The 22,133-nt window shown below is 58.3% G+C and carries 15 protein-coding genes and 1 pseudogene; 8 read left to right on the top strand and 8 right to left on the bottom strand.

The window, feature by feature from the left end; translation table 11 throughout:
• Positions 1 to 250: 250 nt before the first annotated feature.
• Positions 251 to 2,689, bottom strand: coding sequence for a Lon protease family protein (locus AC3WN7_RS03990; protein ID WP_008052054.1), 2,439 nt, complete (start codon positions 2,687 to 2,689; stop codon positions 251 to 253).
• 280 nt (positions 2,690 to 2,969) lie between these two features.
• Here AC3WN7_RS03990 and AC3WN7_RS03985 point away from each other — a divergent pair, with 280 nt between their 5' ends.
• The 3 genes from AC3WN7_RS03985 (at position 2,970) to AC3WN7_RS03975 (ending at position 6,444) form a co-directional block, all read left to right on the top strand.
• Positions 2,970 to 3,458, top strand: coding sequence for a DUF3015 domain-containing protein (locus AC3WN7_RS03985; protein WP_095965653.1), 489 nt, complete (start codon positions 2,970 to 2,972; stop codon positions 3,456 to 3,458).
• A gap of 248 nt (positions 3,459 to 3,706) precedes the next feature.
• On the top strand, positions 3,707 to 5,560 hold the full coding sequence (locus AC3WN7_RS03980) for an Lnb N-terminal periplasmic domain-containing protein (RefSeq protein WP_095965654.1): 1,854 nt from the start codon (positions 3,707 to 3,709) through the stop codon (positions 5,558 to 5,560).
• 389 nt (positions 5,561 to 5,949) lie between these two features.
• Complete coding sequence (locus AC3WN7_RS03975) at positions 5,950 to 6,444, top strand: GreA/GreB family elongation factor (RefSeq protein WP_007970897.1); 495 nt, start codon at positions 5,950 to 5,952, stop codon at positions 6,442 to 6,444.
• A gap of 35 nt (positions 6,445 to 6,479) precedes the next feature.
• Here AC3WN7_RS03975 and AC3WN7_RS03970 read toward each other — a convergent pair.
• The 6 genes and pseudogenes from AC3WN7_RS03970 to ettA form a co-directional block, all read right to left on the bottom strand.
• A pseudogene (locus AC3WN7_RS03970) lies at positions 6,480 to 6,659 on the bottom strand (NADP-specific glutamate dehydrogenase); the annotation flags it as partial.
• A gap of 85 nt (positions 6,660 to 6,744) precedes the next feature.
• Positions 6,745 to 8,028, bottom strand: coding sequence for an aspartate aminotransferase type Ic (locus AC3WN7_RS03965; protein ID WP_095965655.1), 1,284 nt, complete (start codon positions 8,026 to 8,028; stop codon positions 6,745 to 6,747).
• Between the two features lie 38 nt (positions 8,029 to 8,066).
• On the bottom strand, positions 8,067 to 8,402 hold the full coding sequence (locus AC3WN7_RS03960) for an AzlD domain-containing protein (RefSeq protein ID WP_095965656.1): 336 nt from the start codon (positions 8,400 to 8,402) through the stop codon (positions 8,067 to 8,069).
• Positions 8,399 to 9,109 (bottom strand): AzlC family ABC transporter permease, encoded by a 711-nt coding sequence (locus AC3WN7_RS03955; protein ID WP_102675273.1) that lies wholly within the window; start codon positions 9,107 to 9,109, stop codon positions 8,399 to 8,401. The genes AC3WN7_RS03960 and AC3WN7_RS03955 overlap by 4 nt, the downstream gene beginning before the upstream one ends.
• A gap of 86 nt (positions 9,110 to 9,195) precedes the next feature.
• A complete protein-coding gene (locus tag AC3WN7_RS03950) occupies positions 9,196 to 10,062 on the bottom strand; it encodes a sugar phosphate isomerase/epimerase family protein (RefSeq protein ID WP_095965658.1) in 867 nt (288 codons plus the stop codon).
• 566 nt (positions 10,063 to 10,628) lie between these two features.
• The gene (gene ettA, locus AC3WN7_RS03945; protein ID WP_007970893.1) at positions 10,629 to 12,293 is read right to left on the bottom strand and encodes an energy-dependent translational throttle protein EttA; all 1,665 of its coding nucleotides are present in this window, start codon (positions 12,291 to 12,293) and stop codon (positions 10,629 to 10,631) included.
• 288 nt (positions 12,294 to 12,581) lie between these two features.
• On the opposite strand from ettA, the gene AC3WN7_RS03940 reads away from it, so the two are divergent.
• The 5 genes from AC3WN7_RS03940 to AC3WN7_RS03920 all read left to right on the top strand — a co-directional run bounded on the left by AC3WN7_RS03940 (position 12,582) and on the right by AC3WN7_RS03920 (position 20,949).
• Complete coding sequence (locus AC3WN7_RS03940) at positions 12,582 to 16,430, top strand: bifunctional diguanylate cyclase/phosphodiesterase (protein WP_102675274.1); 3,849 nt, start codon at positions 12,582 to 12,584, stop codon at positions 16,428 to 16,430.
• 238 nt (positions 16,431 to 16,668) lie between these two features.
• Positions 16,669 to 17,922 (top strand): serine hydroxymethyltransferase, encoded by a 1,254-nt coding sequence (gene glyA, locus AC3WN7_RS03935; RefSeq protein WP_007970889.1) that lies wholly within the window; start codon positions 16,669 to 16,671, stop codon positions 17,920 to 17,922.
• A 245-nt stretch (positions 17,923 to 18,167) separates the two neighbouring features.
• The gene (locus AC3WN7_RS03930) at positions 18,168 to 19,481 is read left to right on the top strand and encodes a C4-dicarboxylate transporter DctA (RefSeq protein ID WP_095965661.1); all 1,314 of its coding nucleotides are present in this window, start codon (positions 18,168 to 18,170) and stop codon (positions 19,479 to 19,481) included.
• Positions 19,482 to 19,529: 48 nt separating this feature from the next.
• Positions 19,530 to 20,234, top strand: coding sequence for a FadR/GntR family transcriptional regulator (locus AC3WN7_RS03925; protein ID WP_041475084.1), 705 nt, complete (start codon positions 19,530 to 19,532; stop codon positions 20,232 to 20,234).
• A 25-nt stretch (positions 20,235 to 20,259) separates the two neighbouring features.
• On the top strand, positions 20,260 to 20,949 hold the full coding sequence (locus tag AC3WN7_RS03920) for a GntR family transcriptional regulator (RefSeq protein WP_102675275.1): 690 nt from the start codon (positions 20,260 to 20,262) through the stop codon (positions 20,947 to 20,949).
• 102 nt (positions 20,950 to 21,051) lie between these two features.
• On the opposite strand, the gene yjiA is transcribed toward AC3WN7_RS03920, so the two are convergent.
• Positions 21,052 to 22,023, bottom strand: coding sequence for a GTPase (gene yjiA / locus AC3WN7_RS03915; RefSeq protein WP_102675276.1), 972 nt, complete (start codon positions 22,021 to 22,023; stop codon positions 21,052 to 21,054).
• Positions 22,024 to 22,133: the final 110 nt, after the last annotated feature.

The following is a 22,133-nucleotide window of genomic DNA, read 5'->3' as shown; positions in this document are numbered from 1 at the left end:
GATCCTGTGATTACTGTCGATATCCCTGAGCAGAGAATAGAAGAAAAGTCTGGCTTGCAGGCCGAGACAAAACCGAAAGGCGCCGAATGGTCATAGTGTGAATATTGACGTCATTTCGACGACGCTCTCCGATGTTCACACAAACAAATGTGGGAGCGGGCTTGCTCGCGAAGGCGGCGTATCAGCCAACATAAATGTTGAATGAAAAGACGCTTTCGCGAGCAAGCCCGCTCCCACATGGGTCATTGCATCAAGCAGGCTTGGTTTCCGCCAATGCCTCCTGCGCCAACTCTTTCTCGGCTTCCTTCAGATCATCCTCGCTGATCATTTCCGCGATAACCCGTAAGCGTTCCACGACCCGCGCGTTCACGCTGCCTTCCGGGAACTCGCCATTTTCGTCCGGTTCGCCGGCCGGCTCGCCAACCAGCAAACTCAAGGCTTCGTCGGCCTGACGGACCGCGTAGACATGGAACTGCCCCGCACGCACCGCCGCCAGCACCTTCTCGTCGAGCATCAGCGTGGCGACGTTGGCGTGAGGAATGATTGCCCCCTGCTCGCCAGTCAACCCGCGGGCTTCGCACAGACGGAAGAAGCCCTCGATCTTCTCGTTGACCCCGCCCACCGCCTGCACTTCGCCGAACTGGTTGATCGAACCGGTGATGGCAAAGCACTGTTTGAGCGGAGTTTTCGACAAGGCCGAGATCAGGGTGCAGGCCTCGCCCAGGGACGCGCTGTCGCCATCGACATAACCGTAGGATTGCTCCAGGGCGATGCTTGCGGAAATCGCCAGCGGGAATTCCTGGGCGTAGCGGCTGCCCAGATACCCCGTGAGGATCATCACGCCCTTGGAGTGGATCGGCTGGCCGAGGTTGACCTCGCGCTCGATGTCGACAATACCGCTGCCACCCGGGTACACCGTGGCGGAAATCCGCGCCGGTACACCGAAAGCCGAGTCGCCGACCTCCAGCACGGTCAAGCCGTTGCACTTGCCGACCGCTGCGCCATCGGTGTCGATCAGGATGATCCCGGCCAGCATGTCGTCGAGAATCCGCGCCGAAACCCGCCCGGTTCGCGTGGCCTTGGCCTTGAGTGCCCGTTCGATGTGGCCGGCGTCGGTCATTTCATCACCGGCCAGGTGGCGGATGAAATCGGCCTCGCTGACCAGCTGGAACAAGTCACCGATACGCGCCGACAAGCGCCCCTGGTGCTCGGCCAGGCGGGCGCTGTAAGTCGCCAGACGCGCCACCGCATCGGCGGTCAGCGGTGCCATGCCTTCTTCGGATGTACGGGTTTTGAGCAACTGGGCGAACTGCTCCAGGCTCTCGTCAACCATCGGGATGTCCTCGTCGAAATCCACCAGGACGCGGAACATCTCCTGGAAATCCGGATCGAGGTCTTGCAGCGTGTAATACAGCTGACGGGCACCGATGATGACGACTTTGACCTGCAGCGGAATGTGTTGCGGTGTCAGGGTCACAGTGGCCAGACGGCCCAGCTCGCCCAGCGGTGATTCCATTTTCAGCTTGCGCGATTGCAGGGCGCGTTTCAGCGCGTCCCACACGAATGGCTCGCTGAGCATTTTGTCCGCTTCAAGGATCAGGAAACCACCGTTGGCCCGGTGCAAGGCCCCCGGCCGCAGTTGGCGGTAGGTGGTGTACAGCGCGCCCTGGTCGGTGCTGTATTCGATGCGACCGAAGAGGTTTTCGTAGGTCGGGTGCGGCTCGAACACCACCGGCGCACCGCCGCTGGCCGAGTGACCGACCACCAGGCTCGGTGCGTATTGTTCTTCCAGCAACTTGCGGGCGACAGCGTCGGTCTTGCTGTCGTCCACCAGTTGCTCGACCACGGTCTTGAGCAAATACACCTGCATGGCTTGCAAATAACCGCAAACCGCCGCGTTCTCGGCATACTTCTCCGACAGTGGCGACAACAAGGGCTGCAAGGCCAGGGTGATGGTCTCTTCGTTCAGATGACGCAACTGGTTGCTCGACTCACGCTTCCATTGCGGCAGGCTGGCGAGCTCTTCGTTCAAGCGCTCTTCCAGTGCCGAAATATCTTCGTGAAAGCGGTCGCGCTCGGCTTCCGGCAACTGGGCGAATTCAGCTTCGTCCAAGGCCTTGCCGTCACCCATCGGAGTGAAGGCGATATTGCTGGCGTCGCGGTAGAGCGCGACGTCCTTTTCCAGCGCCAGACGCTCGATGACGTCCAGGGCCTTGTCGTAGCGCTGGTTGAAGGCGCGGTCGATGCCACTTTTCTTCTGTTGGTAGGACGGATGCTCGAAGACAGCTGGAAACGTCGCCAGCAGGTTGTCGATCAAGCCGTTGATGTCACCGATGAAGGCACCGGCGGTGCCCGACGGCAGTTCCAGTGCGCGCGGCTCGCGCGGCTCATCGAAATTGTTGACGTAGACCCAGTCCGCCGGAGTCTGCAGGCGCTTGCCTTCGGCCTTGAGGTAGCGTTTGACGAACGAGAACCGGCCAGTCCCCGGCTCGCCCATGACAAATACGTTGTAACCAGGGCGTGGCATGGCCACACCAAACTGCAAGGCTTCGACCGCACGTTCCTGGCCAAGCACACCGCGAAAGGGCTCCAGATCATTGGTGGTAGAGAAGCTGAACTGTTCAGCGGAAAACGGACGGGTCAGCGCTTCGGGCGCTAGACGCAAGCTGGCAGCAACAGGATCAGGCATCGGGCTTCCTTAACAATCAGGCGGGGCAGATGGCAGCATTCTGGCGCTGCCCATACCCGACTGGCAAGGAGCGCGGCAGGCCAAAGCATAGACAAGCCGAAACCCCGACGTAGAGCCGCGCCAAATCACTGTTTGCGACGATTGTTTTTGCAAAAAATCACGGAACCCCGCGATCGTGCCTAAACTCCAAACTGCGCGGCTGGACTAATGACCGGCCCACTGGCACCAGACGGGCCAGAACCCCTTGTCAAACTGGTATGCACATAAAGAGAACAAAGCTATGAAACGGATTCTTCTTGGTACTCTCTTCACCGCTGTATCCATGAACGCCATGGCTCAGGCGCCAGGCGGCCCGGATTGCGGTTGGGGCAACATGCTGTTCGAAGGCCAGCGTGGTACTCCGGCTCACTTCCTGGCATCCACCACCAACGGCACTTCCGGCAACGCAACCTTCGGCATGACATCTGGCACCAACGGTTGCGCAACCAATGCGTCGCTGACCTACGGCGGCAAATCCTGGTTTGCCATGAACGGCATGATGAACGAACTGTCCGAAGACATGGCCAAGGGTCAGGGCGAAGCGCTGACCACCTATGCCGTGGTACTGGGCGTAGCGCCGGAAGACCGTGCGCACTTCGCCGCTGTCACTCATGAGCACTTCCAGCAGATCTTCAGCAAGGCTGACGTGACTGCCGAAGATGTGCATACCAACACCCTGGCCGTGCTCAAAGCCGACCCTCGTCTGGCCAAGTACGCAACTCAAGCTTAAGCTCGACCCGCCCCGCTTCTTTCGGGAAGCGGGTTTTGTTTTTTGGACCTGCCCCTCTTTGGGAGCGTCGGTAAGTCAACACGCAAAACCTGTGGGAGCGGGCTTGCTCGCGAATGCGGTGTATCAATTGACGATGATGTTGACTGACCCACCGCTTTCGCGAGCAAGCCCGCTCCCACATGGAATGGGTTTGACTGACTGGCACTATCCTGGTCGGGGCTCAGTTTCTATCGATTAAGTTGCCATCTATGTTCAAACGCCTTGCCTGGCTGGCGCTGTGTGTCTGCGCCCCGCTGTCCGCCGCGCCCCACATCGATCCACAACGTTTGCAGCAACTGGCCAACGACCCTTTCTGGATATCCCTGGGCCATTACGAAACCGCCAAGCTCGGCGGCTGGCGCAGCTATGTCAGCGACCGGAAGTTCTTCCTCGCCACCGATGGCAATGAACATCCGGACCATGAACTGGCGGCGACTGTACAAGCCTTGTACGCCCCGGCCAGTGCCGGTGAACAACACGCGCAATGCGTCTACCCGGCCCGCGCCCGCTGGCTCAAGGAACAACTCGACCTGACCGGTCTGCCAACGCCGGACTGCGCGGCGTTCAAACAATGGTTCAAGGATGTCTCGCCCGACAGCGCGGTGATGATCTTCCCGGCGGCCTACCTGAACAGCCCTTCCTCGATGTTCGGCCATACCCTGCTGCGCATCGACCAGGCCGAAGTGAAGAGCGACAAGACGTCGCTGCTCAGTTACGCGATCAACTTCGGCGCCTACATCGAGGGCTCGGACAACAGCATCATCTATGCCTGGAAAGGCCTGATGGGCGGTTATCCCGGCCTGTTCGCGATGGTGCCCTATCAGGAAAAGCTCTCGGAATACCGCAGCCTGGAAAACCGCGACCTATGGGAGTACCGCCTTAACCTGACCCCACAGGAAACCGCGCGCATGGTCGAGCACGTCTGGGAGCTGAAGCAGATCAAATTCGACTATTTCTTCTTCGACGAAAACTGCTCATACCGCTTGCTGGAACTGCTGCAAGTGGCTCGCCCGAGCCTGCACCTGACGGACCAATTCCCGCTCACGGCCATCCCCACCGACACCGTCAAGGCCGTGAAAGCGGCCGGGCTGGTGGAATCGATCCAGTATCGCCCGTCCCGGGAGCGCGAGTTGCTCAGTCGCGCCGAGCCGTTGAACCCGCAAGAGCAGCAATGGGTGCTGAAAGTCAGCGCCGACCAGAAACAACTGCAAGACCCGGCGTTCAAGGCACAACCCCGCGACCGCCAGGCGCTGATCATCGATGCCGCCTATCGCCTGGAGCGCTATCGCGCTAACGGCCAGGAACGCGATCCGGCGCGCGCCCAGCGCAGCTTCGAACTGCTGCGGGCGATCAACCAGAACCCGGCGCCGGAGCTGAATATCCCGCAACCCGGCCTGCCTGAAGACGGTCACGAGTCGCGCACCTGGCAGCTCGGTCTCGGCACCCGTGGAGACAAAGCCTTTGGCGAGTACGGCTTGCGCATGGCCTATCACGACCTCAATGACAACAGCGAAAGCTTTCCCCTTGGCGCGCAGATCGAAATCCTGCAATTGAAACTTCGCCAGTACGAAGGCAACGACTGGCAGGTGCAGCAACTGGACCTGGCAACCATTCGCTCCATGACCCCGCGTAACGAATTGCTGCAACCGCTGTCATGGCAAGTCACGGGCGGCCTGGAACGGGTGCCGGGCCGGCACGATGACCAAACCCTGGTCAGCCATGTCAACGGCGGTGGTGGTGGAACCTGGCAACTGAGCGAGGACATGCTCGGATTTGTCCTGGGCACTGTGCGTATCGAGCACAACAACGACTTCGCCGAATTCATCGCGCCGGCCGCCGGTTTCAACAGTGGGGTGCTGTGGAAGAACCCGCTGGGCAATTTGAGCCTCGAAGCCAAGGGCGACTTTTTCACCAATGGTGAAGTGCGCCGCAGCCTGAGCCTGAAGCAGCAATGGGAAATCTCCCGCAATCTCGGACTGCGCTTGAGCGCCCAGCGGGAGTTCAGCCATTTGGCGTCGGCCGAGAACGAAGTGATGCTTGAGCTGAAGTGGTATCACTACTGACCCGAACGCAACGAAAATCCCTGTGGGAGCGGGCTTGCTCGCGAAAGCGGTGTGTCAGTCAGCATTAATTTTGAATGACAGATCGCATTCGCGAGCAAGCCCGCTCCCACAAGGGTTATGTGGCGTTCGACAAAGTGCATGCACACCTTTCACATCCCCCCGGCGAATCCACCTCTAGACTTTCTCTATGGGCCTCGTATCGGCTTGAGAGCGTGAGACGTGGCGGTATGCGGGATGGCTGGGTGTGTTGTTGCTGATCGCCGGGTGCCAGTCAACCCACGAGGACCTGCTCGCCGCCCTGGCCTTTCACTCGCCGTAAGTCGCTTTCAGACATCCAGTGAAACCAAATGCCTGCGACCATGGCCCAAATTCTATATCGGGAGAATTTCATGAGCCGTGCCTTCGTCAATGAAGATAACGCCGCCGCGCAAGCCGATCAGCCCGTCGAACGCCAGGTCAGCGCGCAGCCCAATTACGTCACGCCGCAAGGCCTTAGCCTGTTGCAGGGTAAAGTCGCCGAACTGCAAAGCCTGCACGCCGAACAATCGGCAAAAGGCGAGCAAGCCGACAAGCAGCGCCTGGCCGATCTCGAACGTGACCTGCGTTACTTCAAGCAGCGCCTGGGCAGCGCTCAGGTGGTACCCGCCGCGACGTCGACCGAGAAAGTGCAGATCGGCAGTTGGGTGACTTACGCCGATGAACACGCCACCGAACGCCGTGTACAACTGGTGGGCGAAGATCAGGCCGATGCCGCCCACGGCCTGATCAATTGGGGTTCGCCACTGGGCCGGGCACTGCTCGGTGCACGACTCAATGACGAAGTGCTGTGGCAGCGCCCCGCCGGGGATCAATTGATTGAAGTGATTCGTATCGAGCCAACGTAGGCTTCGTGCAAAAACTTGCCGAGCGGCGATCAGGCAAGGCGCATGGCATTCTGCGACATCTCCAGCTCGCTCACCACCACACCACCGGCGTTGGATGCCTTGCCCGGTGCAAACAGAATGTCCGCCTCGTTGAACAGGTCGACCACTTCAAGGGTGGTCGGCATGTTCGCCCCTTCAGTCACACAGATGCAGCCATTGCGCAGCAAGATGCGAGCGGACCGAAAAATCAACACCCGCACCACAATAGGGACCGTCTCTGATGACCCAGCCCCTCACCTTCCGCGAGGGGCCTGATCAACGTTATCGAGAGCATTCCCGCTGCGCAAGCGCAAGCAACACGCATAGCACCAGCACTTGAGCAGCAACGCCGAGCGTTTCAAGATCCAGGTAAGTGGGTGCCAGCCGGATATTGCTGTCACGGGGGTCCAGTTCATTCGGATGGGTAGCACCTGCCTGAGTCAGGGCGACACCCGCTTGTAGCGCAAGCTCCACGACCCTGCGCGCGCACCCTTCAGGTAAATCCAGGCTGACGAAATACCCGCCTTTGGGCTTTGTCCAGTGCACGCGGCTGACCCCGTCAAATCCGTGTGACAATTCGCTCTCAAGTCGCTCGAACCTGGGCGCCAGCAACTCACGGTGTTTCTTCATGTGATCCGTAACGCCTTTGCAGTCGCGGAAGAACAGCAGGTGGCGCAGTTGATTGACTTTGTCGGGACCGATGGTGCGGTACTTTCGATGGCCCAACCACCAAGCGAGATTCGCCGCAGATGACCCTATAAAAGCCAAACCGGCTCCCGGCAAAACAATCTTCGACGTCGAAGCGAAAACAAATACGCGGTCACCATTTCCCGCCTCTTCACATAACCGAGCAATGGGCTGGTTCGGCACCTCATCATCAGTCAGATGATGTACTGCATAGGCATTGTCCCAAAACAGTACGAAATCCTCTGCGGCCGTTGGCATCCTGGCGAGTCTCGCCACCGTTTCACCACAGTAAACCGTGCCTGATGGGTTGCTGTACTTCGGTACGCACCACATACCTTTTATCGTCGGGTCCGAGGCCACCAAGCGCTCGATCATGTCCATGTCCGGACCGGTTTCGAGCATGGGCACCGGCACCATTTCAATGTTGTATGCGTCACACATCGCAAAATGCCGATCGTAGCCCGGCACCGGGCAAAGAAACTTTATCGACGAATCTTTACCCCATGGACCCGGACTGGCCCGGAGGCCATGACTGAATACGTAACCCAGCGTCTCATGCATCAAGGCGAGGCTGGAGTTTTCCCCCACGGCGATCTGATCGGCCGGCAATCCCAGCAATATTTCCGCAACGAGCTCCCGTATCTCCGGCATTCCCTGTAAGCCGCCATAATTTCGCCAATCACCAGCAGCGGCAGATGCGAAGCGTGATTGCCCGGGTAGCGACAGAAATGAATCAGCCAGATTCAATTGCTCGGGCGAAGGCAATCCTCGACTCATATTGATATCAAGCGGGTTATCCGTGACTCGGGAATAGCAGATCTCAAGTTGTTGGCGAGTCAGCTCGCCAGGCCGATTATCGAAGCCTGCGAATACATTCATCTGCATTTCTCTTTAGCTATCTGAAGAAGGAAACATCGTCAAAGCAAATACAACGCACCGGCATATATCGAAGCACAACACATCAACGACTTGATGACGCTGCGCGTAAACGCTGCAATAAAGAATGACAACAGGATCATGATAAGTTTTATAAGCTGCCCCCCTTCGAAATGCCCCAGCCAATCCTGAAACAACGCGTCGCCGAATGCGATGGTGTAAATGATCCCGCCCATCACTGCACAGGCGGAATAATTCAAAAACACATAAACATTTCCATCCCCATTGATTTTATATTTCCGGAATATCAAGACTGGCAAAAAACGCAGGACATATGAAACGCTTGCAGCAACCAAAATCAACATCCAGTTACTCATGAAGTCTTACCACTCAGGCGATCAGCAGAAAGAAACACAGCACCCAGTACCAAGGGAACAATAAAAACGTGGTATGCACCTAACCAGGATCCAACGATTGGCGTAGCAACAAACCCGATAGCGGTAGCCACGACAGGTCGCCACTTCGGCCAAGACATTCCAACCAATGCAGTAAAGTGGATAGGCAATATCATCGCGATTACCGCATAGGCCATGACACCCAAATCAGCGCGTATGAGATAGCCCATGACGGTTGCCAAAGCAGCCACAAACAAACTGGTAATACCGCACCCCAAGTAGTAGCGATAACTATCCAGAGCGCTGCCTTTGGTTGAGTTGGCAAGGGTGAAGGTCGATACTGAGAGCAACTGCACCGACCACATCATCTTCGTTAACGATATTGACTTGAACTGCTCACAAAGAACCGAAGACATAATCATGAACCGGAAATTCACCAGAAGCGTGATCATGATTAACGCTCCAATGGTGATCCCCCCATCAGACTGCCCAATGAACACCTGAAGCGGGGCAGCGTGTACGGCAAGTGTCATGACTATCGACTGCATCAGAGAAAAACCTGCAGATGCCAATAAAACGCCGATAGAGAAAAACATGAACAAAAAAGCCAGGCAAACAGGGATCGAATCAATACAACCCTTTATAAAATCATCACTACCAAGGCAAAACTTTTCTCGAGAAGCGCTCACGGAGGCCACCTTCTATTCAACGGAGAGTCAGCACAGCAAACTTTATCAGGTCGCTTCAGCCAAGCGACCTGAAAGACGATGTTGTATCAAGCAACTTTATCGGAGAGTCTGCTGCCTACTGCATTGAGGTAGGCAAGACTATCGGACAACGTGCTGCCACGCGTCTCGAAGCCTACCAGGCCGTGCCACTCATGCTTCAATATCGCTTTGATCAACCCGGGATAATCCAGGGTTCCCCTTCCCAATGGAAAGTGGGAATCACGCTCCCCTTTATTGTCACTGAAGGACATCCCAACGACATGCTGATGCAGCCGTTCGAAGACTTTAACCGGGTCACCGTCATTAACATGGGCATGAGACACGTCCAAAAAAAACTTTAGCCCCGGAACATTTTCCAGCACCTCAGCATATTCGTCCTCGGCAACACAGATATAGTAGAACGGATGGAACTTCGTATAGTTGCTAAGATTTTCCAACCATATTTCTACATTCCGCTCACGTGCGTACTCAACAAGCTCACCCAGGTTATCAATCAAGGTATTCAGTCCCAGACGGCGAGCCTCGATAACCAGGCGTGGCTCTACGATTCCACCCCCATGAACGATGACGGGTGCGCCTCCCAGTGCAGAACTTAAATCAACCTCTCGTTTTATATAGTCAAGTGCTGCCCCCCCTAATTCTCGAACATCACTTCCAAGCGGGGCCTTGAAGTTCCCATGATAAACAGGCTTTACGCCCATATTCGAGATGGACTCACGCAAGGCCGCAATCCTGTTTTCCGTCCAGTCGGAAGGGCGCTCCCCCGGCAAACTGCCATCGATATACCAGTGGCTGTAGCCTTGTTTTGCAGCCTCGAGTATGCCGTGCTCGGCTGTTAAATAGTTTTGCTGGGCGGTACCCGTTATGTATTCTGGGCACTTTTCAACACGAGCATTATCTTCAGCTATTATCATTCTTGACGATCCATTCAGTTTGATTTCCGGTAGTGCTACAAAGCGACATCGACAGTGACGGCATCAATTAAAAACTACAAACAACACAACACTATCAAAGAGATTCCTTTCACACTACGAGCACACTGCCACACCATATCGCAATAAACCGAACCTGAAACCGCCCAATTATTACACAATATAAATAGCACAACCGCATTAACAGCTAAAGCACGACACAGCAATACAACAATTTGAATATACCAACACCGCCAATACAACATACAAACCCGACGACCACAAAACACACAGAAGCACTCTCAACACACAATACACTTAAGCCATGAGGCACATCACAACACGAGGTTTTTTGTTACGAATAATGCTAGACCCCCTAAACAAACTCTAATAATTTAATTACACCCATTACAAACACATAAACAAAATCGACACTTCACGTAATAAACGGCCAAAAAAAATCCGATGCCTTGCAAGGCATCGGATTTTTTTGGCGCAAACAGCAGTCAGGCTTTACCTCTTGACTGCCTGCCCTTGGGAGCTTCGCTGTTCAAAACACTGCCTCGACATCAGGCCAGTTTCTTGTGCCGTACACGATGCGGCTGGGCAGCCGCTTCGCCGAGACGCTTTTTACGGTCGGCTTCGTACTCGGTGTAGTTGCCTTCGAAGAACACCGCTTGCGAGTCGTCTTCGTACGCCAGGATGTGCGTCGCGACGCGGTCAAGGAACCACCGGTCGTGGGAGATCACAATGGCGGCGCCCGGGAAGTCCAGCAGGGCTTCTTCCAGGGAACGCAGGGTTTCAACGTCGAGGTCGTTGGACGGTTCGTCGAGCAGCAGGACGTTGCCGCCCTCTTTCAGGGTCAGGGCCAGGTGCAAGCGACCACGCTCACCACCGGACAGGTCCTTGACGAACTTCTGCTGATCGCCGCCCTTGAAGTTGAAGCGACCGACATAGGTGCGCGACGGGATTTCGTAGTTGCCGATGCGGATCTGGTCGGAACCGTCGGAAATCTGCTGGAACACCGTCTTGCTGCCGTCCAGGTCTTCGCGGCTCTGATCCACGCAAGCCAGTTGCACGGTTTCGCCGACTTCGATGCTGCCCGAATCCGGCGTTTCCTTGCCCATCAGCATGCGGAACAGGGTCGACTTACCGGCACCGTTACCGCCGATCACGCCGACGATGGCGCCTTTAGGCATGGAGAACGACAGGTTGTCGATCAGCACGCGATCGCCATAGCCCTTGGTGACATTCTTGAATTCGATGACCTTGTCACCCAGGCGTGGACCGGCCGGGATGTAGATCTCGTTGGTTTCGCTGCGCTTCTGGAATTCCTGCGATTGCATTTCTTCGAAGCGTTGCAGACGAGCCTTGGATTTCGACTGGCGGGCCTTGGCGCCTTTGCGCACCCACTCCAGTTCTTCCTTCATGGCCTTTTCATGAGCCGACTGCTGCTTGGATTCGGCAGCCAGACGATCGGACTTGGCTTCCAGCCAACCCGAATAGTTGCCCTCATACGGAATGCCTGCGCCGCGGTCGAGTTCCAGAATCCAGCCGGCGACGTTGTCCAGGAAGTAACGGTCGTGCGTGATCGCAACCACAGTACCCGGGAAGTCGTGCAGGAAATGCTCGAGCCATGCAACGGAGTCGGCGTCCAGGTGGTTGGTCGGTTCGTCGAGCAGCAGCATGTCCGGGGCGGACAGCAGCAGGCGGCACAGGGCCACACGACGCTTTTCACCACCGGACAGGTGTTCGACCTTGGCATCCCAGGCCGGCAGGCGCAACGCATCGGCGGCGACTTCCAGCTGGCGCTCCAGGTTGTGGCCGTCGCTGGCTTGCAGGATGGCTTCGAGCTTGGCCTGTTCGGCGGCCAGCTTGTCAAAGTCGGCATCCGGATCGGCGTAGGCCGCGTAGACCTCGTCCAGACGCGCCTGGGCGTCCTTGATCACGCTGACCGCTTCCTCGACCACTTCACGCACGGTCTTGGTCGGATCCAGCTGTGGTTCCTGCGGCAGGTAGCCGATGTTCAGCTCCGGCATCGGACGGGCTTCGCCCTCGAATTCGGTGTCGACGCCAGCCATGATTTTCAGCAGCGTGGACTTACCCGAACCGTTGAGGCCGAGTACACCGATCTTGGCGCCGGGGAAGAACGACAGAGAAATGTTTTTCAGGATTTCCCGCTTCGGCGGAACAACTTTGCCCAGCCGATGCATGGTGAATACGTATTGAGCCATGGAGAACCTAGGGTCAGTGACTGATGAATGATTGGAGCGCAGGCAATGCCCGGCCAGACCGTGCGCGTCGCTCGCTTGAGGCTATCAATACGTGCGCGCTGAAAAAGTCTGAGTCTAGGAGCTGGAACGCTCCCGCGTAACCGGCAAAGCTACCTTAATGACCGATGGCAGTCCAGCCGACGGGCTGGGGCTGGCACTTCGCCACAACTCAAGGCATGCTAGCCGCCCTTCGGGCGTCCGGCTTATAGTGCACGTCGCGCCAGTCCAGCCAAACCGCAGGATTACAGCTTGTCCAATGTCCCTCCGCCCCTGACTTCCAGTGCGCCGACCACAGCGCCCGGCTCCCCCCTGCGCGGGACCTTGAAGGGCACCTTGGCGACACTTGCATTGTTGTTGCTGGCATTGCTGTTCTGGCAGTTACTCGATCAGTTGCGCGAAACCCAGAAAAACCAGCGCCAGTACACCATCGACTACACCGCCGACCTGGCCGCGCAGGTCAGCCTGAACATGGCACTCAACGCCCAGATTGCCCTCAACCTGTTGCCCATCGTCGAGCAACCGCAGGATGCCGATGAGCTGCAGGCCCTGCTGCGCAAGCTGCAACAGTCGCTGCCGGAACTGCGCAGCCTGGCCTTGCTCAGCCCCTCGGGAAAAGTCATCAGTGACAGCGCTCCCGACAGCGAAGACAGCGACTACCTGGGTGAACTGGTACGCCGCAGCCATGCCCAGGCGCACTACTTCAGCAACGCCACCGATGGTTCCGTGGTGCATTTATTGTTGCATCAGGCCAGCGGCAGTTCCCGGGGCTACTGGGCCTTGCGCCTGACACCGACCTTCTTTTCGTCCTTGACCAAGCAAAGCGAGACCGGCAGCCGTCCGTTGTGGCTGGTGGAAAACCGCATCAATCATCAGATCATCAGCCGTGACAAAGGGCTGCCCTCGGTCAATCCGGGCACACTGACCGAGGACGATGTCGCCAACAGTGTGCTGACGGTTCCGCTGAGCAGCAGCGATTGGCAATTGCGCGGCTTGTTTGACCGTCAGCGCGTACTGGAAGAACTGCTACCGGCGTTCATCGGCAAATGCCTGCTGGGCCTGGCGTTTTCCATGCTGCCGTTCATCGCTTTGCTGAACATGCGCCGGCGTCAACGCCAATTGAATGAAGGCCGCCGACGCTATCAGGACATTTTCGAAGGCACCGGTGTGGCCTTGTGTGTCCTCGACATGTCCGGGCTGAAGAGCTTTTTCGACAAGGCACAACTGCAGGACAGCGAACAACTGCAAGCGTGGCTGGCGATCCCGGAAAAACGCCGACAACTGCTGCAGGAACTGCGGATCACCGAGGTCAACCAGGTCGCACTGCAGTTGCTCAATGTCGATAACGCCAATAAAGCCTGGAAGCTGCTGATCGACGGCCATCCCCTGGACGGCACCGCCATCGGCAACCAGGTGCTCGACGCGGTGCTCAATCAGCAGCAACAGCTTGAGCTGGAAATCAAATTGCAGGATGCCGGCGGTCGCGACCAGCACCTGTGGCTGGTACTGCGCCTGCCGCAAACCCAGGACGACTATAAATCGGTAATTTTGAGCATCACCGACATCACCAGCCGCAAGCTCATCGAACTGTCGTTGCAGGAACGCGAAGGGTTTTGGTCGGACGTGGTGCGTACCGTACCGGATCATCTGTATGTGCAGGATGTAATCAGCCAGCGCATGATCTACAGCAACCACCATCTGGGCCAGACACTGGGTTACAACCGCACCGAACTGCACCAGATGGGCGAATACTTCTGGGAAATCCTCCTGCACCCCGAAGACGCCGACTATTACCACCGCTCCCGCCAGATCCAGCGCCAGGCCGGTTATCGCCAGTTGATGCAGTGTCAGTTGCGCTTCCGCCATCGGGACGGCCAGTGGCGACGCTTCGAGATTCGCGAGCAGGCACTGGCGCGGGACAACGAGGACCAGGTCACGCGGATCATCGGCGTGGCCAAGGACATCACCGACCAGATCGAAGCCAGCGAATCCCTGCGCGACAGCGAGCAGCGCTACCGCATGCTCGCCGAAAGCATCAGCGACGTGATTTTCTCCACTGACAACCGCCTCAACCTCAATTACGTCAGCCCTTCGGTGCAAGCCGTGCTGGGCTATGACGCCGAGTGGATCTTCCAGAACGGCTGGCAATCGACCATCGCCAACCCGCAACAACTGACCGGCATCTACCACCTGATGGACCGGGTCAGCAAGGCGCTGGATCAGCCGGACCAACTGGCGGTGTTACGCAGCCAGGTACAAACCCAACTGTTCCTGTTCGATTGCCTGCGGGCCGACGGGCGCAAGATCCCGATCGAACTGCGCCTGGTATTGGTCTGGGACGAGCACGGGACGTTCGAAGGCGTGCTCGGCGTCGGCCGCGACATCAGCCAGCAACGCCGGGCCGAAAAAGACTTGCGCATGGCCGCCACGGTATTCGAGCACTCGACCTCGGCGATCCTGATCACCGACCCGGCCGGCTACATCGTCCAGGCCAACGAAGCCTTCAGCCGTGTCAGCGGCTATGCCGTGGAACAGGTGCTCGACCAGTTGCCGAACATGCTGACCGTCGACGAGCAGCAGGAAGCGCATCTGCGTTATGTGCTCAAGCAATTGGGCCAGCACAGTACCTGGGAAGGCGAAGTCTGGCTCAAGCGCCGCAACGGCGAGCATTACCCGGCCTGGGTCGGGATTACCGCCGTGCTCGACGACGAAGGCGACCTGGCCAGTTATGTGTGTTTCTTCAGCGACATCAGCGAGCGCAAGGCCAGCGAGCAGCGGATTCATCGTCTCGCTTACTACGACGCCCTGACCCACCTGCCCAACCGCACGCTGTTCCAGGATCGCCTGTACACGGCACTGCAATCGGCCGAACGGCAGAAGTCGTGGGTGGTGCTGATGTTCCTCGATCTCGATCGCTTCAAACCGATCAACGACTCCCTCGGCCACGCCGCCGGCGACCGCATGCTCAAGGAGATGGCCACGCGCCTGCTCGGTTGCGTCGACGATGACGACACGGTGGCGCGCATGGGCGGTGACGAATTCACCTTGCTCCTGCAACCGCGAGCCAACCGTGAAATCGCCTTGAATCGGGCCATCCACGTGGCCGAACAGATACTCGCCAGCCTGGTGAAACCCTTTGTGCTCGAGGGCCGCGAGTTCTTCGTCACGGCCAGTATCGGCATCGCCCTGAGTCCGCAGGACGGTAACGAACTCAGCCAGTTGATGAAGAACGCCGACACGGCGATGTACCACGCCAAGGAGCGTGGCAAGAACAACTTCCAGTTCTATCAGGCGGACATGAACGCCAGCGCCCTGGAGCGACTGGAACTGGAAAGCGATTTGCGCCATGCCCTGGAACAGAACGAATTCGTGCTGTATTACCAGCCGCAGTTCAGCGGCGACGGCAAGCGCCTGACCGGTGCCGAGGCGCTGTTGCGCTGGCGTCATCCCCGCCGCGGGCTGGTGCCGCCGGGGGATTTCATACCGGTGCTCGAAGAGCTCGGGCTGGTGGTGGATGTCGGCGACTGGGTGATCAGCGAAGCCTGCCGTCAACTCAAGGCCTGGCATCAGGCCAGGGTACGGGTGCCGAAGGTGTCGGTGAACATCTCGGCGCGGCAGTTCTCCGACGGCCAGCTCGGTACGCGCATTGCCACCATCCTCAAGGAAACCGGCCTGCCGCCGGCGTGCCTGGAACTGGAACTCACCGAAAGTATCCTGATGCGCGAAGTCAGCGAGGCGATGCAGATCCTCGACGGCCTGAAGAACCTCGGCCTGAGCATTGCAGTCGACGATTTCGGCACCGGTTACTCATCGCTCAACTACCTCAAGCAGTTCCCGATCGACGTACTGAAAATCGACCGTACCTTCGTCGACGGATTGCCTTCGGGCGAACAGGATGCGCAGATAGCCCGGGCGATCATCGCCATGGCCCACAGTCTTAACCTGGCGGTGATCGCCGAGGGTGTGGAAACCCACGAGCAGCTTGATTTTCTAAGGGAACACGGTTGCGACGAGGTGCAGGGTTACCTGTTCGGCCGGCCGATGCCGGCGGGGCGGTTCGAAGGGCAGTTCAGCAATGATGCGCTGTTCATGTTTGACTGAAACCTTGCGCTGATGCGGACGGCCTCTTCGCGAGCAAGCCCGCTCCCACAGGGGAACGCATTCCAAATGTGGGAGCGGCGGTGCGGCGATCCGACTTGCTCGCGAAGAGGCCCGCCCAGGCACCGCATATCCGCTCATGAAGCCCACTTGTCTGCGACATGATGCCGTTTCATATGCCATCTAAAACCCATTGGGTTAGAATGCCCCCCTTTTCCGCCCCCGATCCCTGAGGACCGCCATGTTCAGCCGTGATTTGACTATTGCCAAGTACGACGCCGATCTCTTTGCCGCCATGGAGCAAGAAGCTCAGCGCCAGGAAGAGCACATTGAGCTGATCGCTTCGGAAAACTACACCAGCCCTGCCGTGATGGAAGCCCAAGGCTCGGTACTGACCAACAAGTACGCCGAAGGCTACCCGGGCAAGCGCTACTACGGTGGTTGCGAGTACGTCGACATCGTCGAGCAATTGGCTATCGATCGCGCCAAAGAGCTGTTCGGTGCCGACTACGCCAACGTTCAGCCGCACGCCGGTTCGCAAGCCAACAGCGCCGTTTACCTGGCCCTGCTGTCCGCTGGCGACACCATCCTGGGCATGAGCCTGGCCCACGGCGGTCACCTGACCCACGGTGCCAGCGTTTCGTCCTCGGGCAAGCTGTACAACGCCATCCAGTACGGCATCGACGCCAATGGCCTGATCGACTACGACGAAGTCGAGCGCCTGGCCGTTGAGCACAAGCCGAAAATGATCGTGGCCGGTTTCTCTGCCTACTCGCAGATCCTCGACTTCCCGCGCTTCCGTGCAATCGCCGACAAGGTAGGTGCCTACCTGTTCGTCGACATGGCCCACGTGGCCGGTCTGGTCGCCGCTGGCGTCTACCCGAACCCGGTTCCATTCGCTGACGTCGTGACCACCACCACCCACAAGACCCTGCGCGGTCCACGTGGTGGCCTGATCCTGGCTCGCGCCAACGCCGACATCGAGAAGAAGCTGAACTCCGCGGTATTCCCGGGTGCCCAGGGCGGCCCGCTGGAGCACGTGATCGCCGCCAAGGCGATCTGCTTCAAGGAAGCGCTGCAGCCTGAGTTCAAGGCATACCAGCAACAAGTGGTGAAAAACGCCCAGGCCATGGCCAGCGTATTCATCGAGCGCGGTTTCGACGTGGTTTCCGGCGGTACTCAGAACCACCTGTTCCTGCTGTCGCTGATCAAGCAGGAAATCTCCGGTAAAGACGCCGACGCCGCTCTGGGCAAAGCGTTCATCACCGTCAACAAGAATTCCGTGCCAAACGATCCACGCTCCCCGTTCGTCACCTCCGGCCTGCGCTTCGGCACTCCGGCTGTGACCACTCGTGGCTTCAAGGAAGCAGAGTGCAAGGAACTGGCCGGCTGGATCTGCGACATCCTGGCTGACCTGAACAACGAAGCGGTAATCGACGCCGTTCGTGAGAAGGTCAAGGCCATCTGCAAGAAGCTGCCGGTGTACGGCGCTTAATGCGACGTTAAATCCGCAACATGAAAAACCGGCCAAGTGATTGGCCGGTTTTTTTTCGCCCGCGATTTACCTGTAGGCCACTGGTCAGACCGGTCATGCCAATTTTATGTTTTCCACTTGTAATCGAGAAAAAATCCAGCGTAGACTGCGCCTGCACTGGACATACCGGTAAGACCACAATAATTAAGTCCTGAATCTGATGTGCCCCGCACACGGCAGCCAGGACACCGACCAGGATTCCTCCCATGCTCAGATGGTGCTCGCGTTCAATCTTCCTCCAAGTGGTTCTCGGACTGGTGCTCGGCATCGTCTGCGGGCTGACCCTTCCCGAATACTCCGCCCAACTCAAACCCCTCGGCGACGGTTTCATCAAGCTGATCAAGATGCTCATCGGCTTGATCGTGTTCTGCGTGGTGGTCAGCGGCATCAGCGGTGCCGGCGACCTGAAAAAGGTCGGGCGCATCGGCCTGAAATCGGTGATCTACTTCGAAGTGCTGACCACCATCGCCCTGGTGATCGGCCTGGTGCTCGCCTTCAGCACCGGCATCGGCAGCGGCGCGAACATTCACCTGGAGCAGCTTTCCGCAGCCGACATGGGCGATATTGCCCAGCGCAGTCAGCACATGCACACCACTGCGCAGTTCTTGATGAACCTGATTCCGACTTCGGTGATCGGTGCCTTTGCCGATAACAATATCCTGCAGGTCCTGCTGTTTTCAGTGTTGTTCGGCAGTGCACTGAATCTGGTGGGCGAGGCGGCATCGGGTATTTCGCGGCTGATCAATGAACTCAGCCATGTGATCTTCCGCATCATGGGCATGATCGTGCGGCTGGCACCGATCGGTGTATTCGGTGCGATCGCCTTCACCACCAGCAAATATGGCCTGGACTCGCTGCAGCACCTGGGCAGTCTGGTCGGCCTCTTCTACCTGACCTGCGCTGCCTTCGTGGCCCTGATTCTCGGCCTGGTGATGCGCCTTTCTGGCTTGAAGATGTGGCCGTTGCTCAAGTACCTGCGCGAAGAACTGCTGATCGTCATGGGCACCGCTTCTTCCGACGCGGTGCTGCCACAAATCATGCGCAAGCTTGAGCACCTGGGCATCGGCAGTTCGACTGTCGGCCTGGTGATTCCAACGGGTTACTCGTTCAACCTCGACGGTTTCTCGATCTACCTGACCCTGGCCATCGTGTTCATCGCCAACGCCACCGGCACGCCGCTGGCCATGACTGACCTGCTGACCATTCTGCTGGTGTCGCTGATCACATCCAAAGGCGCCCACGGTATTCCTGGCTCGGCGCTGGTGATTCTGGCGGCCACCCTGACAGCCGTTCCGGCAATTCCGGTGGTGGGTCTGGTATTGGTGCTGGCCGTGGACTGGTTCATGGGCATCGGTCGGGCGCTGACCAACCTGATTGGCAACTGTGTGGCGACCGTGGCCATCGCGCGGTGGGAAAAGGACATCGATGTGCAGCGGGCGAACAAAGTACTTTCCGGCCAGGCGGGTTATACCTTTCAGCCAAGAAAACCGGTTGCTCAGGCGGCAGCCAAAGAATTCTGAATGATCGCCGTGCCTGCCGACCGCAGGCACGGCTCGTGGAGCGAACAAGTGATTACCTCATCAACCGTCGTCAACTCAGTGGTAGAAAAACTTCGGGCCGCTTTGGCCCGAGGTCAGTGGCGCTCCGGCGAAATGTTGCCAGGGCAACGTGAACTGGCCGAACAACTGGGTATCAGCCGTCCGAGCCTGCGTGAAGCCGTCATCGTTCTGGAAACCCTCGGGCTGGTGCGCTCGATGCCGGGCAAAGGCGTGGTGGTGCTCGAAGCCAATCTCGCCGACAGCCAGGCCCATGACAACGCGGTGGCCGCAGCGAGCCTGGAAGACGTGCTGCAACTGCGCTACACCCTTGAGCCATTCATCGTCGGCCTCGTCGCGCAGTCCATCAGCAGCAAGGAAGTCGGGCAACTGCGCCTGACCTTGATGGACATGCGCGAAGCCCTGGAGGCCAATGACAGTGAAGCCGGCGTAAACGCCTACATTGCGTTCCACGAAGAGCTGTTCACGCTGACGTCGAACCCGATCTTCCAGAGTGTGGTGCAGCAAACCAGCAATGCCCTCAAGCAAAGCGCCGAAGTGTTGCGCAACTCCCCGGAGCATCTGGCCGAGCGACTTGAAGAAAACGAAGCCGTGGTGCGGGCAATCCGCAGCAAGAACAGCGCCCAGGCCAGCGCCGAGATGCGCCGGCACATTCTGCGCGAAGGTCAACGCATGGGCATCGAACTGAACATCCCGGAAGACAACCTCGGCAGTTGAAACCTCTTCGAACTGGAGATCGGCCATGAACAGCTTCGCCTCGCCACAAACACTCGCCACCCTGCCCGTCCGCCCTTCCGTGGATGATCTGTACTCACGGGTCCTCGAGGCCATTTTCGAGCAGCGCATCCATTCGGCCAGTCGCTTTACGGAAGAAAGCCTTGCGCAGATGTTCGGTGCAAGGCGCAGCGACATGCGGGAGGTGCTGAGGCGACTGTCCCATCAGCACATCATCCTCCTTCGCGCCAACCATCGCCCCCGCGTCACCGAGCCTGATGCCGAGCAGACCCGGCAGACACTGCACGCCCGTCGGCTGGCCGAGATCACGCTGTTGCGGCTGGCCGCTCAGCGAGCCTGCGCGCAAGACTTGAAGCGCCTGCGGACACTGGTCGAAAACGAGCGTCAATGCGCCGAGCGTGGCCGGGCGATTCGTTTGTCGGGAGAGTTTCATTTGCAGTTGGCACAAATGGCGGGAAATGCACCGCTAGCGCATTTTCTTGAAAGCCTTGTCCCACTGACTTCGTTGGCGATTGCGAAGTTTGCTCTGCAGCAGAAGGATTATTGCGCAGGACAAGTGCACCTTGAGATTCTCGATGCGCTGGAGCGAGGAGATGCAGCGACGGCGCAAGTCGCGCTCAACCGGCATCTGGATTATCTGGAAGACTTGTTGCTGAGTCCTGCATCGGCACTGGGTCAAAACTGTGCCGCCGGTTAGACCGCTTTCGCGAGCGGGCTCACCCCCACAGGCAACTGCACTTTAAATGTGGGAGCGAGCCTGCTCGCGATGGCGGCTCAAGGCTCGCTGCAATTTCTGACTTTACTGAGCCGCCACACGCGCAAAACCCTCGCGAATCTTTTCCTCCGGCAAGTCATCGGCAATGAACACGATCACGCTTTCACGCGATTCATCGTCAGCCCACTCCGTGTCCCAATCGAATCCGTACAACTTCAGGACACCCTGAAACACCATCCGCCGCGGCTCGCCGAGGATGTTCAACACGCCCTTATAGCGCAGCAACTGCTTGCCATGCTCCTCCAGCAGCTCGTTCATGAATTCGCTGAGCTTGTCGATATCCAGCGGCTTTTCAGTGCGCAGGACCAGACTGGAAATACGATCGATGGACGGTGCCTGGCTGACCGGTCGCAAACTCACACCGCCACCGAGGTCGGCGTTGAGATTGAAACCGCGTACGTCCAGCAATTCGGCCAGGTCGATCTTGCCGTGGTCGACCACGCGGATCGGGGCACGACGGTTGATGCGGGTCAGGCGGTCGCTCAACGTGGTGAAGGTCGGTTCGTCTACCAGATCGCGCTTGCTCACCAGCAAGCGGTCGGCGAAACCGATCTGCGCCTGGGCGATGGTCTGGGTCAGGTGCAAGTCGGCATGTGCCGCGTCGACCAGCGTAATGATGCCGTCGAGGATGTAGCGTTCGCGCAGTTCTTCATCGATGAAGAAGGTTTGCGCCACGGGTGCAGGATCGGCCAGGCCGGTGCATTCGATCACCAGTCGGTCGAAGGCAATGTCGCCCTGGTCCAGACGTTCGAGCAGCAGATAAAGCGCTTTGGTCAGGTCCGTATGGATGGTGCAGCAGACGCAGCCATTGGAGAGTGTCATCACTTGGACCGGTTCATCACCCAACAATTGGGTATCGATACCGGCGTCGCTGAATTCGTTCTCGATCACGGCGATTTTCAGGCCGTGCTCGGCCTTGAGCAGGTGGCGCAACAGGGTGGTCTTGCCGGCGCCAAGGAAGCCGCTGAGGATCGTGACCGGGATGGGGGAGGACAAACGGGTTCTCCTTGGAAATGGAAACACAAAAACAACTGTAGGAGCGAGCTTGCTCGCGATGAACGCAAGGATAACGCGAGCATTCAGACAGCACGCGTTATCGTTGACGT

This window comes from Pseudomonas sp. FW305-70 (genome assembly GCF_058783925.1).
Note: the sequence above shows the minus strand (reverse complement) of the source record. Positions and strands in the feature narration are given on the sequence as shown.

Bases quoted from the DNA above. Each gene is read 5' to 3' on its own strand.
- AC3WN7_RS03990 (WP_008052054.1), bottom strand. From the start codon at position 2,689: ATGCCTGATCCTGTTGCTGCCAGCTTGCGTCTAGCGCCCGAAGCGCTG.
- AC3WN7_RS03985 (WP_095965653.1), top strand. From the start codon at position 2,970: ATGAAACGGATTCTTCTTGGTACTCTCTTCACCGCTGTATCCATGAAC.
- AC3WN7_RS03980 (WP_095965654.1), top strand. From the start codon at position 3,707: ATGTTCAAACGCCTTGCCTGGCTGGCGCTGTGTGTCTGCGCCCCGCTG.
- AC3WN7_RS03975 (WP_007970897.1), top strand. From the start codon at position 5,950: ATGAGCCGTGCCTTCGTCAATGAAGATAACGCCGCCGCGCAAGCCGAT.
- AC3WN7_RS03965 (WP_095965655.1), bottom strand. From the start codon at position 8,028: ATGAATGTATTCGCAGGCTTCGATAATCGGCCTGGCGAGCTGACTCGC.
- AC3WN7_RS03960 (WP_095965656.1), bottom strand. From the start codon at position 8,402: ATGAGTAACTGGATGTTGATTTTGGTTGCTGCAAGCGTTTCATATGTC.
- AC3WN7_RS03950 (WP_095965658.1), bottom strand. From the start codon at position 10,062: ATGATAATAGCTGAAGATAATGCTCGTGTTGAAAAGTGCCCAGAATAC.
- ettA (WP_007970893.1), bottom strand. From the start codon at position 12,293: ATGGCTCAATACGTATTCACCATGCATCGGCTGGGCAAAGTTGTTCCG.
- glyA (WP_007970889.1), top strand. From the start codon at position 16,669: ATGTTCAGCCGTGATTTGACTATTGCCAAGTACGACGCCGATCTCTTT.
- AC3WN7_RS03930 (WP_095965661.1), top strand. From the start codon at position 18,168: ATGCTCAGATGGTGCTCGCGTTCAATCTTCCTCCAAGTGGTTCTCGGA.
- AC3WN7_RS03920 (WP_102675275.1), top strand. From the start codon at position 20,260: ATGAACAGCTTCGCCTCGCCACAAACACTCGCCACCCTGCCCGTCCGC.